General features: G+C 26.4%; 17 protein-coding genes. 12 read left to right on the top strand and 5 right to left on the bottom strand.

Annotation, left to right across the window (positions count from 1 at the left end):
• Positions 1-79 precede the first annotated feature (79 nt).
• The 10 genes from ACNI3D_RS14815 to ACNI3D_RS14770 all read left to right on the top strand — a co-directional run bounded on the left by ACNI3D_RS14815 (position 80) and on the right by ACNI3D_RS14770 (position 5,706).
• Positions 80-571: a hypothetical protein gene (locus ACNI3D_RS14815; protein WP_419767548.1), complete on the top strand. Its 492-nt coding sequence runs from the start codon at positions 80-82 to the stop codon at positions 569-571.
• Between the two features lie 3 nt (positions 572-574).
• Positions 575-1,381 carry a tetratricopeptide repeat protein gene (locus tag ACNI3D_RS14810; RefSeq protein ID WP_419767547.1) on the top strand — a complete coding sequence of 269 codons (807 nt, stop codon included), beginning with the start codon at positions 575-577 and terminating at the stop codon, positions 1,379-1,381.
• Between the two features lie 158 nt (positions 1,382-1,539).
• Positions 1,540-2,061: a hypothetical protein gene (locus tag ACNI3D_RS14805; protein ID WP_419767546.1), complete on the top strand. Its 522-nt coding sequence runs from the start codon at positions 1,540-1,542 to the stop codon at positions 2,059-2,061.
• Between the two features lies 1 nt (position 2,062).
• Positions 2,063-2,869 (top strand): tetratricopeptide repeat protein, encoded by an 807-nt coding sequence (locus ACNI3D_RS14800; RefSeq protein ID WP_419767545.1) that lies wholly within the window; start codon positions 2,063-2,065, stop codon positions 2,867-2,869.
• Between the two features lies 1 nt (position 2,870).
• Complete coding sequence (locus tag ACNI3D_RS14795) at positions 2,871-3,026, top strand: hypothetical protein (protein ID WP_419767544.1); 156 nt, start codon at positions 2,871-2,873, stop codon at positions 3,024-3,026.
• A 353-nt stretch (positions 3,027-3,379) separates the two neighbouring features.
• Positions 3,380-3,640, top strand: coding sequence for a hypothetical protein (locus tag ACNI3D_RS14790; RefSeq protein ID WP_419767543.1), 261 nt, complete (start codon positions 3,380-3,382; stop codon positions 3,638-3,640).
• Between the two features lie 53 nt (positions 3,641-3,693).
• Positions 3,694-4,104 (top strand): SEL1-like repeat protein, encoded by a 411-nt coding sequence (locus tag ACNI3D_RS14785; protein ID WP_419767542.1) that lies wholly within the window; start codon positions 3,694-3,696, stop codon positions 4,102-4,104.
• Positions 4,105-4,119: 15 nt separating this feature from the next.
• A complete protein-coding gene (locus tag ACNI3D_RS14780; RefSeq protein ID WP_419767541.1) occupies positions 4,120-5,037 on the top strand; it encodes a hypothetical protein in 918 nt (305 codons plus the stop codon).
• The gene (locus tag ACNI3D_RS14775; protein ID WP_419767540.1) at positions 5,030-5,494 is read left to right on the top strand and encodes a tetratricopeptide repeat protein; all 465 of its coding nucleotides are present in this window, start codon (positions 5,030-5,032) and stop codon (positions 5,492-5,494) included. The genes ACNI3D_RS14780 and ACNI3D_RS14775 overlap by 8 nt, the downstream gene beginning before the upstream one ends.
• Positions 5,495-5,553: 59 nt before the next feature.
• Positions 5,554-5,706 carry a hypothetical protein gene (locus ACNI3D_RS14770; protein WP_419767539.1) on the top strand — a complete coding sequence of 51 codons (153 nt, stop codon included), beginning with the start codon at positions 5,554-5,556 and terminating at the stop codon, positions 5,704-5,706.
• A gap of 112 nt (positions 5,707-5,818) precedes the next feature.
• Here the strand turns inward: ACNI3D_RS14770 and ACNI3D_RS14765 are convergent, their stop codons facing one another.
• Genes ACNI3D_RS14765 through ACNI3D_RS14755 form a run of 3 tightly spaced genes read right to left on the bottom strand, consistent with a single transcriptional unit; the run spans position 5,819 to position 10,550 of the window.
• Positions 5,819-7,012, bottom strand: a complete 1,194-nt coding sequence (locus ACNI3D_RS14765; protein ID WP_419767538.1) for a TolC family protein — start codon at positions 7,010-7,012, stop codon at positions 5,819-5,821.
• Positions 6,993-8,174, bottom strand: coding sequence for an aspartate aminotransferase family protein (locus tag ACNI3D_RS14760; RefSeq protein WP_129099564.1), 1,182 nt, complete (start codon positions 8,172-8,174; stop codon positions 6,993-6,995). The genes ACNI3D_RS14765 and ACNI3D_RS14760 overlap by 20 nt, the downstream gene beginning before the upstream one ends.
• A gap of 48 nt (positions 8,175-8,222) precedes the next feature.
• Entirely contained in the window at positions 8,223-10,550 is a 2,328-nt protein-coding gene (locus ACNI3D_RS14755; protein ID WP_419767537.1) for a fatty acid cis/trans isomerase, read from the bottom strand.
• Positions 10,551-10,638: 88 nt separating this feature from the next.
• Between ACNI3D_RS14755 and ACNI3D_RS14750 the strand changes: the two genes are divergently transcribed.
• Complete coding sequence (locus ACNI3D_RS14750) at positions 10,639-11,520, top strand: aspartate carbamoyltransferase catalytic subunit (protein WP_129099566.1); 882 nt, start codon at positions 10,639-10,641, stop codon at positions 11,518-11,520.
• Positions 11,521-11,527: 7 nt separating this feature from the next.
• The gene (locus ACNI3D_RS14745; RefSeq protein ID WP_419767536.1) at positions 11,528-12,484 is read left to right on the top strand and encodes an aminodeoxychorismate synthase component I; all 957 of its coding nucleotides are present in this window, start codon (positions 11,528-11,530) and stop codon (positions 12,482-12,484) included.
• Here the strand turns inward: ACNI3D_RS14745 and ACNI3D_RS14740 are convergent.
• Positions 12,481-13,128 (bottom strand): response regulator transcription factor, encoded by a 648-nt coding sequence (locus ACNI3D_RS14740; RefSeq protein WP_129099568.1) that lies wholly within the window; start codon positions 13,126-13,128, stop codon positions 12,481-12,483. The genes ACNI3D_RS14745 and ACNI3D_RS14740 overlap by 4 nt on opposite strands.
• Before the next feature lies 1 nt (position 13,129).
• The gene (locus ACNI3D_RS14735; protein WP_419767535.1) at positions 13,130-15,301 is read right to left on the bottom strand and encodes a sensor histidine kinase; all 2,172 of its coding nucleotides are present in this window, start codon (positions 15,299-15,301) and stop codon (positions 13,130-13,132) included.
• Positions 15,302-15,345 lie beyond the last annotated feature (44 nt).

Genomic DNA, 15,345 nt, shown 5'->3' with positions numbered 1-15,345 from the left:
AAAAACTATAAATAGTGAAGGATTTATAAGTGCAAAAAATATAACAAATTTTATAGGAGAGAATTATAAAACAAATGAGTTGTATTTTGATACGGCATTAAATAATGAATTAAGCTTTTTTAAATCATCTATATTTGGATATAAGTTAGAACTTCTAGGTAGAAGAAGAGAAAGAAAGCTTAAAAATCACTATGGACATGATACTAAAATATGGCAGGATACTTTTGTGAAGATTCCTAAGGTTTTAGTTGATAATGAAGATAGTAAATTTATTTTTAATATAGGTAATGATTATAAAGAGATTAAACAAAATCTTCTTGTAAAAGAAAATGATTATGCAGTTTATGACTTATTAGAACAAGAATTTAATACTTTAGATCAACTTGCTAATATAAACCATAAAAAAGCATCTATTATAATCCTATCTTCACAAGTAGAATTGAAGTATGAATTTACATATGACTACAGAGAGATAGTTTACTTAGATGCAGTAAACTTTGAACAAGTAAGTTTTACACCAGAAGATGTAGAAAACTTAGAACAATTTATAAAAAAAGAAGAGAAAAAATAAAATATGATAAAAATACTAACTAAAATATCTTTTATAACTTTACTTTTACTAGCACTTAGTGCTTGTAATGATAATAAAGGAGAAAATGAATTTAAAGCTAGTTTACCTATGCCAGAATGGGATGAAAAAGCAAAGAATAATATTAACAAATACTGGAGTTTGTGGAATGATGCAAAAAAAGACCCAGTCCCAGCGATGAAAATAGGCTATGCCTACTCAGAAGAGTTGCATGATTATAAAAAAGCCTTAGAGTGGTATAAATATGCTGATTCAATGATTCCTTTAGGTGAAAACTCATATTTTGCATGTTATGCATTGCAACAACTAAAAAAATATGATGAAGCAATCACTTGGTGTAAAAAAGCTATTGATTTAAAATGGGATAAGGCTTTCTACCAATTGGGGACAGTTTACTATAAAAAAAATGATTTTGAAAATGCTTTAAAATGGTTTAGTAAAGCATATGCAAAAGGTGAAAAAATAGCTGTTACTAGTATTGGACTTACAAATGAAAAACTAGGAAACTATAAAGAAGCGGAAGAATGGTATAAAAAAGGTGTTAAAGGGAATAGTGTAGACTCTTATCATAATATTGGAAGATTCTATTTTTATACTATAAAAAATAATTTAAAAGCTAGTGCTTATACTATAGCACTAATAGATACAAAATACACAAGATCTTCAGTTTTAAAAGTATTACAAGATGAATGGAAAATCCCAAAAGAAACAATAAAAAAAGGATATGAGTTACAACTAAATTCAGATGAATTTCCAATAAAATATAAAGGGAAGTTAGATTTAGATGAATAGAATAAAAAAGTAAAGATAAAAAGATAAAAGGCTTTCCATCAAAATATCTATTAGAAACAACAAATAAAAAAGAAGAACTAAAAACTATAAATAGTGAAGGATTTATAAGTGCAAAAAAGATAACAAATTTTATAGGAGAGAATTATAAAACAAATGAGTTGTATTTTGATACTGCATTAAAAAATGAATTAAGCTTTTTACAGTCTGCTATGTATGGGTATAAATTAGATAAAGAGAGAATAAAAAGTCATCAAAAAGTAAAAACAGTAAATGGTTATGAGATTAATTTCTATGCTTATGAAGGATTAAAGATACCAAAAATAATTGCAGATGATAAAGAGTTTAAACTTTTCTTTTCTCCTTATAAAGATGAATATTTAGGAATTGGGGAAGTTTTAACAGATGAAGGGATTTATTATATTTTTAATTTCTTCCCAGAAGAGGATTCTTACTTTCTTTTAAATAGTTTTACAAATAAAATAAAAAAAGAGAATCATAGCTCATATATAATAGTTACAAGTTCTTTGATAGATTTAAAATATAAAGTAGTATTTAAAGATTTAAATAAAATAGCAACTTCAAATTTTGTACCAAAAATGGATTGTGAGATAAAAATAGAATCATTAGAACAAATAAGTTTTACCCCTGAAGATGAAAAGATATTAGAAGGAAATAATTAAAATGATAAAAACAATAGTTAAGATATTAATAATAGGAATAATAAGTATAAGCTTTACTGCTTGTGAAGATAATAAAAAAGAAGATAAGGAAGTTAAATTTACTCCTTCTTTACTTATTCCTAATTCTGAAAATCTAAGAAAAATGGGATTAATAGGACTATGGTATGATGCCAAAAAAGACCCAGTCCCAGCCACAAAAATAGGCTATGCCTACTCAGAAGAGCTACATGATTATAAAAAAGCCTTAGAGTGGTATAAATATGCTGATTCAATGATTCCTTTAGGTGAAAACTCATATTTTGCATGTTATGCATTGCAACAACTAAAAAAATATGATGAAGCAATCACTTGGTGTAAAAAAGCTATTGATTTAAAATGGGATAAAGCAATAGTGCTATTAGCTACAGTCAATGAAGATAATAAAAAATATGATGAAGCAATTAAATATTATAAACAAGCATATAACAAAACTAAAGATAGTTTATCTGCGAACAATTTAGGGTATTTATATTCTTCAAAAATTAAAGATTATAAAGAAGCTGAAAAATGGTATAAAAAAGCTATTGCACAAAATCATCACTCTACTTATCAAAGTTTTGCAACTTTTTACCATGAAGATTTAAAAAATGATATTAAAGCAAGTGCCTATGCAATTGCACTAATCAATACAAAATATACAAAAAGGTCAGTTTTAAAACTACTCCAAAACACTTGGAAAATCCCAAACAAAACAATAAAAAAAGGCTATGAACTACAATTAAACTCAGATGATTTCCCAATTAAATTTAAAGGTGAGTTAGGATTATAAAATGAATAAAACACTAGTTATTATAATTGTACTTATTGTTTTCTTTGGCGGAAGATATATTATCCATAAACAAAATGAAGTAGATAATGAACAAAGAATGCAACAAGGAGTAGCAGATTCACACAATCCTAACTCTCCTTTTTATGTTGGGAAATAATGAATTAAGAAAATGAATAATTTATATACTTTTAGTTTCTAAAAATGGAAATTATGAAGAAGTATATACAACACCATATGAAGAAGATTATATTTATGATTTTATAAAACCTAAATATGAGGATTATAATTGGCAAAATAAAGGTGCAAGTGAAATAGAGAAGTTAGCTTCAAGTGATTGTTATATAATACTTTCAAATGACCATGCACAGATTAAATATAAAGTAAAATTTAAAAAAGAGTACTCTTCAGAAGGTTTCTCTCCAATAATAAATCTAGAGATAGATGACCTAGAAGAAAAACTTTTAAATGAAGAAGATTATAAAAAAATAGAAGAGATAAAAGAGACAAAAAATGAAAATAAGAAATAATATAATAAAAATAGTATTAGTTAGTTTACTAGCCTTAGGCTTTAGTGCTTGTGATGATAATGAAAGTTCAAGTACGATAAATAGTGAAAAAAAAGTTAGACTTCCTAAGCCTGAGTGGGAAGATAGATTAACAAACTATAGAGATACTGGGAAATGGTTTCAATTAGCTGATGATGATGAGATTGCGGCTTATAATATAGCAAACATCTATAGTGAGAAGATTAAAGATGAAAAAAAGCTATAGAATGGTATCTGTATTCAGATTCAATTAAAACTATTAATCAAAACCTTGTAAATATGGCTACTTCATATAAAGATATTCAGGACTATAAAAATAGTATAAAATATTACACACAAGCATATTTAGCAGGAGATAAAAAAGCAGCAGAAGGATTAGCTTTACTATATGAAATAAATCTTAATGATTATAAGAAAGCAGAAAATTGGTATAAAAAAGCTATAAAGAGAAAGAGTTTATCTGCTATAAAAAATATTGGCTTATTGTATCATGAAAACTTAAATGATGATGTCAAAGCAAGTGCTTATTATATTGCTTTAATTGATGAAAAATATTCAAAAGATGAAGTATTAAATTTGTTAAGAAATAAATGGAACCTATCTAATGAAACAATAAAAAAAGGCTATGAATTACAACTAACAATGCCAGGACTTCCTAGAAGATATAAAGGTGAACTAAATCTAGATTAATAGTAAAAGCAAAAAATGCAAAAAATGTTTTCAAAAGAAAATGTAAATATCACAAAAAATGCAAGTGGAAAAGTAATAGCATTTTTAGCTATACCAACAATTATAATATCAACTGAATTTGAGATAGAAAAATATGCAAAAGATGAAGACTATGATGCAGCTTTTTTTGTGACCTTAAAAAGTGCCTTGACTTTAACACTTTTTTTAGCTGTTCCTTTTACTGTAGGAGTATTTCTATTTCTTGCAGTTGTAGAATTAGCTTGGTATTTATTATCCCATAAAGTAATAGATAGCAAATTAGAAAACTATATAAATAAATCCCTTCTGTATAAAACAAAAACAGATGATGGTTTAAAATTTAGGACAACAATTTTAAATAGAACATTAAAAGACTCTGATTTAAAAATACCACAATTTAATACTTTTAAAGATATTCAAAACTTTATAGGAAATAATTATGATAAAAATAAAGGCATACTAGATTCTGCTTTGTTAAATGAGATATCAGTACTTAAAAAAACACTTTTTGGATTGGATTTAGAGTTGTTTAGTTCTAGATATTCAATAGATAAAAAAACAAGATTATATAAAGCAACAAGAGCTAAAATACCTAAACAAATATTTGATGATAGTAAATTTAAACTAATTATTAAAACTGATAAAAATAAATATAAAGTAATGCAGAAAGAAGGAATACCTTTTGAAGACTTCTATACTTATGATTTATCAAATAATGATATAATTGAAGCTTCAAAAATATCAGAGTTAAATAATAAAAAATACTCAATCATAGTTTTAACAGAAAATATATCATTAAAATATGATTATATATATTCTTCTAGAGAAATAGGATATGTATCAGTACTAAACTTTAAAGAAGCATTTTTAAATCAAGAAGACGAAAAATTTATAGGAACAATAACAAATGACTAAACTAATAAAAATACTAGCAATACTCGCACTTTTAATCTTTATGACAGGATGTGAAGAAAAACCTATAGGAGAGAAAGTAGTAATCAAATCAACAAAAGATATGGATCCAAGGCTTAAAGCTTATCCTGAGGCTGTTGAGTGGTATAAAGATTCTGATATGGATAAAGTTTCTGCATATAACTTAGGCGTTATATATCAGAACAAAATAAAAGACTATTATGAAGCTATAAGTTGGTATAAAAAAGCTATTTCTATGGGATATAATAAAGCTACTTTAGGATTAGGTAATAGTTACAGAAATTTAAAAGATTATCAAAATTCTATCAAATGGTATTTATTAGATGATTCAATTGATTCTTTATTTAATATAGGATTATTATACAACAGGGAATTAAAAGATTATCAAAATGCAATTAAATACTATAAATTAGCTATAGAGAGAGTGCTGAATCAATAAAAGGTATATCTTGACTATACCATCAAAATTTAAATGATGATATAAGGGCAAGTGCATATATGATAAATTTAATAGAATATGGAAAACCAAAAGAATACATAATCTCATTTTTAAAAGAGAAATGGAACCTATCAGATGAAACAATAAAAAAAGGCTATGAACTACAACTAACAATGCCAGGACTACCAAGAAGATATAAAGGCGGGATTTAATTGTGAAATGCCCCATTATATTTTCCAGAGTTCCCGATAAAATATAAAGGGAAGTTAGAATTATAGTTAGATTTTCAAAAGATATAATAAGATAGAAATATTTAGTACACTCTTAGCTTATTTTAGAATAAATATCTAAAAGTTCGATTTGTTTATCGATATTGTAAATTTTGAGGTCTAGTTCTCTGATTTTTTTGGAATTTAGTAGGGTATCCACATCACTTTGGGTTTTTAGTTCTGCTTCTTTTTCTTCCACAACTACATCAAGTAGGGAGTTGTATAATACATAATCATTTTTTGCAATGTCTATTTTTGAATCTATCATTTTGATTTTTGATAGTTTACTTTTGAAATAGTTTTCTTGTTCTAAAATTTGGTTGTCAAAATCTAATTTTGCCTTTAGATAATCTATTCTAGTACTTTGAATATCATTGAATGTTCTTGTATCAAGTGGCATAGTGATTTTTATTCCATAGTTTTGTACATCATCTCCTGTGTCAATTGTAGGATTATTACTTGAGTGATATTTTGTATAATCAAAGGTTGCACTGACTGTTGGAAGGTATTTTGATATGGTCATCCATGAGAAGTCTTTTTTACTACTTATGTCTGCTTTTGCTCTTTTTAAAGTTAGATTATCTTTTAAGAAATTTTCTTTATCTAAAATGCTAAATTTTGGCAAAGTAAAACTTTCATAATCACCACTTGCATATGTACCAAACTGATTTATTAATTCTTCTTTTTGATAAACTAAATCAGCTAGAGCATTTCTACTTGTATTTGTATCAAGTATTGCATTATCTAGTAATGAAGTATCAGCAAAGCCATTAAGTACTTGTTCTTTTTTTCTTTGGATATCTATTTCACCATTTTTTACTAAGAGTTCTTGTTTTTTTATTTGAAGTTGCAGTTTATGGATATTGAATAAAATGGTTGTGGTATCTTTTATCATAGCTTTTTTTTGCAAATCTAAATCTAGGTGAGAATAGAGTCTTTGAGCATTTGCATATTTTATAGCTTTGTAAATACCACCAGTTTTAAATATGGGTTGGTCTACAGAGATAAGAGACTTTTCAGTATCATATTTATCTCCATAAACTTTTGAATAGGTATAATTTACTGGATTTATCCAATCTTTTTTAAGTTTTGAACTATTCTCTTCTATTTGCTCTTTTGATAAGTCAAATATTTCTAATCTTTTTTTTGAAAGAATAGAGTCATCTAACTTATCACTTTGTGCTGCAAAAGAAGAACTAGCAACTAAAACAATAGTTGCTAAAGATAGTCTAAATCTTAGAAATTGCATCATCTAGCCTTTTGAACCCTTCATCAATTTCTTCTTTTGTGATAGTTAATACTGGTAAAAATCTTAAAGTATTTCTTCCTGATTTTAAGACTAATACCCCTTGCTCAAAACTATTTTTAATAATAGCTGCTAAAGTAGCTTCATCTTTAGCTCTAAGTCCTCTCATAAGACCTAAACCAACTTTTGAAATAAAGATATTTGGATACTTTTCATATAAAGCAGCTAATTTTGATTCAAAGTAGATAATAGCTTCATCTAGCGCACCTTTATCTTTATATTCATCTAAGATTTTTAAAACTTCTAATCCTGCTCTTGTAACTAAATAATTTCCACCAAAAGTTGAACCATGATCACCAGGAGAAAAGATATCTTTGTGTTTTGTCAAAATAGCTCCAATAGGAACTCCTCCACCTAAACCTTTTGCCAAAGTTACAATATCAGGTTCTATTTCATATAAGTTTGAGGCTAAAAATTCGCCTGTTCTATAAACACCTGTTTGAACTTCATCTACGATAAGTAAAATCTCTTTTTCTTTTAAAAATGCAGCTAATTTTTGAATCTCTTCTTTTTCGAAAGGTTGAACGCCACCTTCACCTTGAACAAGTTCAATCATCACTGCAACAGTTTCTTCATCTATTGAGTTATAGATGTCATTGATTTGTTTATTGTATGAAAACCCTTCAGGATATGGAGAAAAATTTGGCGAGTGAAATTTATCTTGACCTGTAGCTTTTACAGTAGTAATAGTTCTTCCATGAAAAGAGTGCTCTAAAGTTATCACTTTATATTTTTTATTTGCAAATTTTGTTTGCCCATATTTTCTTGCAATTTTTATTGCACCTTCATTTGCTTCGGCTCCACTATTTGCAAAAAATGTTGCCACATCATAACCACTAAGTTTAGCAATTTCTTTAGCTAAAAGTGCTTGTGGCTCGATTGCATAAAGGTTTGAAATATGAGTTATCTTACTAACTTGATCATAAATAGCATCTGCTACTTGTTTGTTTCCATGTCCAACACTAACAACACCAATACCTGAAGTAAAATCTATGTAGTTATTATCTTTATCATCAAAAAGAGTAGCATTTTCTCCTCTTTTAAAGTTAACATAATTTCTTGCATAAGTATTTAATACATAATCTTTATCTAATTGTTCTAACATTTTATAAACTTCCTAAAAAAATATGCTTATTATATCGAAAATATATTTTTAATTAGTTATAGGAAGAATAGATTTTTTAAAATATCTATTTAAATCAAAAATTCCTGAATCTATAGGTTGCTCCTTATTAAATTCATTTTGAAACCAATCATATACTTCCCAAAAGTTTTTATTTTCTCTACTAATAAAATATTTAGATAATTTTTCATTATCATCTTTCTTATAATTTATTAAAATATTAAAAAATTCACTTAAATCATCTTGTTTTACAACAATAAATAAGTTTGGATATGAGCCTACAAAACCTTTTAATATATTTATTCTATCTTTGCTAGAATCCAATCTTTCACTTTCATTAAATAAAAACGCAACATTGTCATGCCATTTATTTATGACTATTGAATAAACATAGTCTTCTTTATTATTCATTTGTATTCTTAAATATGAAAGATTGAAATTATTACTTGAATAGTCTCTAAAAAGAGTTGTATTCTTTTTTAGTGTTAAGTCTTTTAGACTTTGCTCGATTTGACTTTTTGTATTATATTGTTTCAATATAGGGGATTGCTTATACCCTTTTTCTATAAAATTTAATTTATCTTTTGGTGTATTTGTATATTTTAATATATCTAACATCAACTCTTTTTTATACTCTTTAGATTTATATTTTACTAAGGTTTCATTTTGAGAGGGAGTATAAGTTATTAGCCATTTTGCAGTATACCCTAAGTACCATTTATCAAATTGAGTTTTTCTTATATCTTTTGGAAGGTATTCTAAAAAGTTACTTTCACCTTCTATTCTTAATCTGTCCATATATTTTCTTACTAGTAGTTTATGAGGAGTATTCCCAAAAACATCAAATCCCACAACAAGAGAATAATAAAGTCTTTCTAATAAAGGGTAATCAATGACCCACATAGTTTTAGGAATATCACCTAAGGCTCCCTTTTGAACTGAGGCAGAGTTAAAATGTCTATATATGGTCAATATTGCATCATTGTTTTTTTCTTCACTATTATTGCCTTTCCAGATACTATTTATATCTATTCCCTTTTTATAATATTTTTTATATAGTTCATTTTTATTTTTATAATAAGCTATAGTGTCTTGGTCGTAACTAAAAAAATCAAAAGCATCCAAAATAGGGGCGTTTGGTCCATACTCATTTGGTACACTAAGTTTTTTTAAATTGTCATGTATAAAGTTACTATCATGAAGAGTTACATCAAATTTTGGATCTTTAAAGGCAACCCAAAAATGGTCATTTATAACATTTAGTGCAATCTGACCTTTACAAACAGGACCTCTTATAAATGTCATAATAAAATAATGGATATTATCAAGTAAAAAGTTGTATCTAGATGTTGCAGGTATTTGTTCATAAGCTGTTAATGGATTTGCTGCTATTTTTGAATCATAACTTACTAAAGTAGGTTTTGCTTCCCAATTTGTATTTATAAAAAGGTCTTTATATCTTTTTAATTTACTTTCATCAAGATTATATACCATATGTGTTTTATGAACAATAGTTGATTTTATTTTTTGGAATCTATAATAAAATGGTTCTTCTACTTTATCATAAGGAAGTCTTGTTGCTATTACTTTTACACTTGTATTTGGTTTTGTATAAGACCTTACTAGTTCGTAAAAATCATTACTATCAGGAAATTTAATATGAGCTAAGAAAAGATGTTCATAAATATATCTAGCTGTTACTTTATGTTTTACATCTTGATTATTCAAAAAGTCTTCGAAGATTTTTATCTCTTTTGGTTCTTTTGTTTGTATGATTTTAGGCTTTTTTATTCCTTTATCTAACCAAGTCATAAGAAGGTTATGTTCTTCTTTTTTTAAAGCTGGAAAACCATATGGCATACCATGATAAGGCTTATCATTTAAATATTTCTCAAGTTCATCTTTATCTTTTATACAAGTTAGTTCATCATCTTCTGGTGCATAATTTCCTTTTATTTTTGGAAATTTTTGTTTTTGATTTAATAAATAAGACATGATAGAAGCATTTAGATTTGGTATCTTTTCATTTACTGGATAAAAGCCTTTTTCTCTCCATTTTTCAGTTGTAGTTGCATCTACAAAGAGTCTTGTCATCTCACCGGCTTTTAATCTATTTTTATAAATAACCTCTTTTGTTGCTCCCCTTAAAAGACCTTCAAGTGAGCTCATTTTTAATTGGCAAGGTGAATTATAACAAGAGTGACAAACTACACATCTTTTGTCTAGTATGGGTTTTATATCATTTTCATACGAGATATTTTTTTTAACTTCATCAAAGGAAACTTTTTGATTAAACTGTGCATTTGCATTAGAAAGTAAAAATGTGATTGTAAATATTAAAAAAAGTGAAAATTTCATTAAGTTCCTTAGGGAGAATAGGAAAATATTATAACCAATTTAATCTTTTTTTTGATAAAATTTGTTTTTAAAAAGGCAAGGATAATAGATGCAAAACCTCATAAGAACTTCAGACTTTACAAACGAGGAGATTATTTCATTATTTGATGATGCAAAACTGTTTTTAGATATGAAATCAAGGGATATTTTAAAAGGCAAAGTAGTAGTTACATTATTTTTTGAAAACTCTACAAGAACTAGAAGTGCTTTTGAAATAGCTGCAAAAAGATTGGGTGCTGAGATTGTTTCACTTGATGTGGGAACAAGTTCAAGTAGTAAAGGTGAAACTATATTTGATACTGTTGCAAATATTAATGCAATGTGTCCAGATGCTATTATTATAAGACATTCAGAGTGTGGATTACCAGGAACTTTAGTTGATCTTGTAAATTGTCCAATAATCAATGCAGGTGATGGCAAACATGCACATCCTACTCAAGCCTTACTTGATTTGTTTACTATTATGGAACATTTTGATGGAGAAGTTGAAAATAAAAAAGTTGCAATAGTAGGAGATGTTAGAACTTCAAGAGTTGCTGGATCTAATAGAAAACTTCTTCCTAGATTTGGCTTAGATGTATGTTTTGTAGCTCCTGATTGTTTTAAATCAGAAACAAATGAACATAAGCAATATGATAATATTTCAGAAGTAATTGATGAAGTTGATGTTGTGATGAGTTTAAGAACACAATTAGAAAGACACAATGAAATATATTTCCAATCAATTAATGATTATGCAAAAGATTATTGTATTACAAAAGAAGTTCTAGGAGATAGAGATATTTTACTTCTTCACCCAGGACCAGTGAACAGAAATGTTGATATTAGTGATGAGATGTTATTGGATCCTAGATCAAAAGTTTTAAAACAAGTTAAAAATGGTGTTGCTGTTAGAATGGCAGTACTTAAAAAACTAATACTTTCTCAATAGTATATATTTGAATAATCAAGAATTAATAAATCAACTTAATAATTATGGCTCTTCTAAAGAGCCATTTTTTTTTATGATAAGTTATGACTTAAAAAACTACTTTTTAAAACCCTTAAAAGATTTACCCCAAGATATAAAATATGAAATCTCACCTAAAGAGAAAAAAAGTTCAATAAAAAACGAAGCCTTGATAAAATATCCAATGAGTTTTGAAGAGTATAAAACAAAATTTGAGTATGTGCAAGAACAAATAGCTTCTGGAAACAGTTATTTATTAAATTTAACAGCTAAAACAAAAATAGAGTGTGATTTGAGTTTAGATGAAATTTATGAAAAATCAGAATCAAAGTTTAAATTAAAATTTAAAGATGAGTTTGTGTGCTTTTCTCCTGAAAGATTTATAAAAATTAAAAAAGATAAAATCTATACTTATCCTATGAAGGGTACTATAGACGCTTCAATTGATAATGCTAGTGCTAAAATCTTGGGTGATATGAAAGAGATGGCTGAACATACGATGGTAGTAGATTTACTTCGCAATGACCTAGGAATAGTTTCAACTAAAGTTCGAGTAGATAGGTTTAGATATATTGATGAAATACAAGCAGGGGATAAGAAACTTCTGCAAGTGAGTTCTAAAATATCAGGAGAACTACAAAGCAATTGGAATGAAAAGTTAGGAGATATTTTACTTTCCCTTCTTCCAGCTGGTTCCATAACAGGAACACCAAAAAGGAAAACTGTAGAAATCATAAAAGAAATAGAAGGATATGAGAGGGATTATTATACTGGTATTTTTGGGGTTTTTGATGGAAAAAGTTTAGATAGTTCAGTTATGATTAGATTTATTCAAAAAGATAAAGATGAAAATCTTTATTATAAAAGTGGTGGAGGTATTACTTGTGATAGTGATGCCAAGTTAGAATATCAAGAGATACTTGATAAAATTTATTTACCATTTTAAGAAATTTGTAGTTTATATCCAATCCCAATTTGTGAAGTTATTGTATCTTTTGGAAGTTTCTTTCTTAGTCTTTTTACAAGTGTTCTGATACTCTCATTTGTAGTAAAATCACCTTCCCAAACATATTGTTCTATATGTTCAAAGGTAACTATTTTCTCACAATTTTTTATAAATAAATTTAAAAGTAAAATCTCTTTTTTTGCTAATTTTATCTCTTGTTTATTTTCATCATACAAAAGTTCACTACTTGTGTTATAAGTATAGTTTTCAAGTAGATTTATAGTCTCTTTTTCTTTTTTACAAAATTTATTAAGCTTTAATTCTAACTCATATATATAAAATGGTTTTTTCAGATATTCATCGCAACCATTAGTATAAGCATCTTTAATAGTCTCTAATTCAACATTTGCACTTATTATTATTGCGGGTGTTTTTTTATCCATAACTCTAATTTCTTTTAATAAACTAAGACCATCTATTCCTGGTACATTTATGTCTAAAATAAAACAATCATAACCATCATGAACTGCATTCAAAGCATGTCTTCCATCTTCGAACCAATCAATTTTATATTTTTTTTCCCATAGGGCTTCAATAATAAGTTTTGATAATCTTTTATTATCTTCTAATAATAATATTTTCATTCTAATTCTCTATAGAATTATCTAAACAAATAAGAATATTTGCTCCTTCATCACAAGGCAAAGCTTTTATTGTGCCATTCATCTTATCTTCAATTATTAATTTTACCATATGAAGTCCAAACCCATCACCATTTTTTTTACTTGTAAAAAATGGCTCAAATATTTTTTCTAAGTTTTCATCTTTTATTCCAATGCCATTATCTTTTATTGATATACATAATAAGTCATTTTCAGAAGATATTGAAATAGAGATTTTTGCTTGGAAATTTTGGCTTTGTCTTCTTTTCAAAATACTATCTTTTGAGTTATTTATTATATTTAAGATGGCCTGTTTAAATTCATTTGCATAACCATATATTGTATAGCTTCTATTCTCTTCATAATTTACATCTACATCTATGTAGTTATATTTTGTATTGTGTTCAATTACTCTTAGAAGTTGATTTATTGCAGAATTTATTTCAAATTCACTTTTTCTAATTGAAGGTTTTATAAAATCTTTAAAATCATCAATAGTACTTGTCATATATTTAACTTGAGTCATAATCTCATCAACAAACTCTTTACTAGAGCTTTTTGAGATGTCTTTTTTATAAAGTAACTCTTGAGCTATAGTTGATATTTCTATTAGAGGAGCTTTCCATTGGTGAGCAACAGAAGTTATCATTTCTCCTACTTCATAAAGCTTTGATCTTTGTACTATAAATTGTTCATCTTTTTTTCTTTGATTTTCTAATCTTTTCAAATCAGTAATATCATTTATGATTGTAACAATTCCTGCTTCTTCATTTTTCTTATTCAAATACTTTTTTCGTCTAATTAAAACATTTAGAACCTCATTATTTCTACCTTCTAAAGTTGTTTCAAGATCACTTACAAATAGTTTTTTATCATCAACTTTTTGACAAATCTCAGGGAAAATGTCATTTAGTTTTTCTCCTATAATTTTATTTCTTGAAAGATTTAAGTATTTGCATAAAGCATCATTACAACCTAAAACGATACCTTCTTTACTTTTCCAATAAATTATATTTTTAATGTTATTTAACAAAACATTGTCCAATTTAGTTTGTTCTAATAGTTTTATTTCTAAATTGACTTTTTTTACAATATTAACAATTAATCCAATAATCAAAAGAAAGAGTAAAGGCAATAAAATAAAAGTACTATCTATTATTTTTCTATTTTTTTCAAAAAAATCTTTTGGTTTATTTATTGTGCTTGATTGTATTGGAATATTTGAATTATGTAAATGAAATTTTTTTAATACAGAATAATCAAAATAATGTTTTGAAATAGGTGTTGATATATCTATATCTTTAATAGGTGTCCCATTTAAAAAGTAATTTGCTTTGTTTCCTGCTAGTTTTCCTTGTTCATATGGATCTACCATAATTCCACCAACTACCCCTGCACCTAAATGTATTTTATTTATAGCAAAAACAGGATATTTAGATTTCCCAAAAAACTCTTTTAAGTCTTTTTGATAGAGAAACTTTCCATTTATATCTTTATATAAACTTGTAAAAAGAACAGCACTATGTGAGGGAAGTTTTTCAATTTTTTGGTTTAGTGTTTTTATATCAATCTTTGTATCAAAAATGATATTGATTTTATTTTTATATTCTGAAATAGCATCAAGTATTTGATTTCTTATTGCTTTTGAAGATAGAGTATTATCACTTATAATATATAAAGTATTTAAATTTTTTATTGAATCTTTTATAAGTTGAATATTTTTTTTAATTTCTTTATATTCTATGACACCAGTGACAGAATTTTCCATATTATCTGGAATTTGTATTTTATCATAGTTTTCAAGACCACAAAAAATAATAGGAGTATTATGAAATAACTTTTTATTATTTGAAAGGGCAAAATTAAAAGCATAATTATCAACAGTGATAATTAAATCATATTTTTTATCTGCATATTTTTTTGCATATAGTAAAGATAAAACTTCAAAGTATTCTTTACTATAATTCCTTTTTGTATCCATATATTCAATTGTAAGTTCATAATCTGGATATCGTGAAATAACACTTTGCAAACCATCTGTTATCTCATCACTCCATTTTAGTCCATTATTATAAGAATGTAGAAGCAAGATTTCTTTTGGAGAATTTGCAAATAAGAAGTTGAATATAAGTAGAAAGAAAAAAATATATTTCATTTGTGGCCTAGTGATATTTTGCTTTATTCTATCAAAAAATAAAG

The sequence above is a fragment of the Arcobacter siniprincipis (SeqCode) genome (genome assembly GCF_048571125.1).
Lineage (GTDB): Bacteria > Campylobacterota > Campylobacteria > Campylobacterales > Arcobacteraceae > Arcobacter > Arcobacter siniprincipis.
Note: the sequence above shows the minus strand (reverse complement) of the source record. Positions and strands in the feature narration are given on the sequence as shown.

Excerpts from the sequence above, each read along its gene's own strand:
- ACNI3D_RS14790 (WP_419767543.1), top strand. The coding sequence starts at position 3,380 with ATGAAAATAAGAAATAATATAATAAAAATAGTATTAGTTAGTTTACTA.
- ACNI3D_RS14755 (WP_419767537.1), bottom strand. The coding sequence starts at position 10,550 with ATGAAATTTTCACTTTTTTTAATATTTACAATCACATTTTTACTTTCT.
- ACNI3D_RS14810 (WP_419767547.1), top strand. The coding sequence starts at position 575 with ATGATAAAAATACTAACTAAAATATCTTTTATAACTTTACTTTTACTA.
- ACNI3D_RS14770 (WP_419767539.1), top strand. The coding sequence starts at position 5,554 with ATGATAAATTTAATAGAATATGGAAAACCAAAAGAATACATAATCTCA.
- ACNI3D_RS14735 (WP_419767535.1), bottom strand. The coding sequence starts at position 15,301 with ATGAAATATATTTTTTTCTTTCTACTTATATTCAACTTCTTATTTGCA.
- ACNI3D_RS14795 (WP_419767544.1), top strand. The coding sequence starts at position 2,871 with ATGAATAAAACACTAGTTATTATAATTGTACTTATTGTTTTCTTTGGC.
- ACNI3D_RS14800 (WP_419767545.1), top strand. The coding sequence starts at position 2,063 with ATGATAAAAACAATAGTTAAGATATTAATAATAGGAATAATAAGTATA.
- ACNI3D_RS14760 (WP_129099564.1), bottom strand. The coding sequence starts at position 8,174 with ATGTTAGAACAATTAGATAAAGATTATGTATTAAATACTTATGCAAGA.
- ACNI3D_RS14780 (WP_419767541.1), top strand. The coding sequence starts at position 4,120 with ATGCAAAAAATGTTTTCAAAAGAAAATGTAAATATCACAAAAAATGCA.
- ACNI3D_RS14750 (WP_129099566.1), top strand. The coding sequence starts at position 10,639 with ATGCAAAACCTCATAAGAACTTCAGACTTTACAAACGAGGAGATTATT.
- ACNI3D_RS14765 (WP_419767538.1), bottom strand. The coding sequence starts at position 7,012 with ATGCAATTTCTAAGATTTAGACTATCTTTAGCAACTATTGTTTTAGTT.
- ACNI3D_RS14740 (WP_129099568.1), bottom strand. The coding sequence starts at position 13,128 with ATGAAAATATTATTATTAGAAGATAATAAAAGATTATCAAAACTTATT.
- ACNI3D_RS14785 (WP_419767542.1), top strand. The coding sequence starts at position 3,694 with ATGGCTACTTCATATAAAGATATTCAGGACTATAAAAATAGTATAAAA.
- ACNI3D_RS14775 (WP_419767540.1), top strand. The coding sequence starts at position 5,030 with ATGACTAAACTAATAAAAATACTAGCAATACTCGCACTTTTAATCTTT.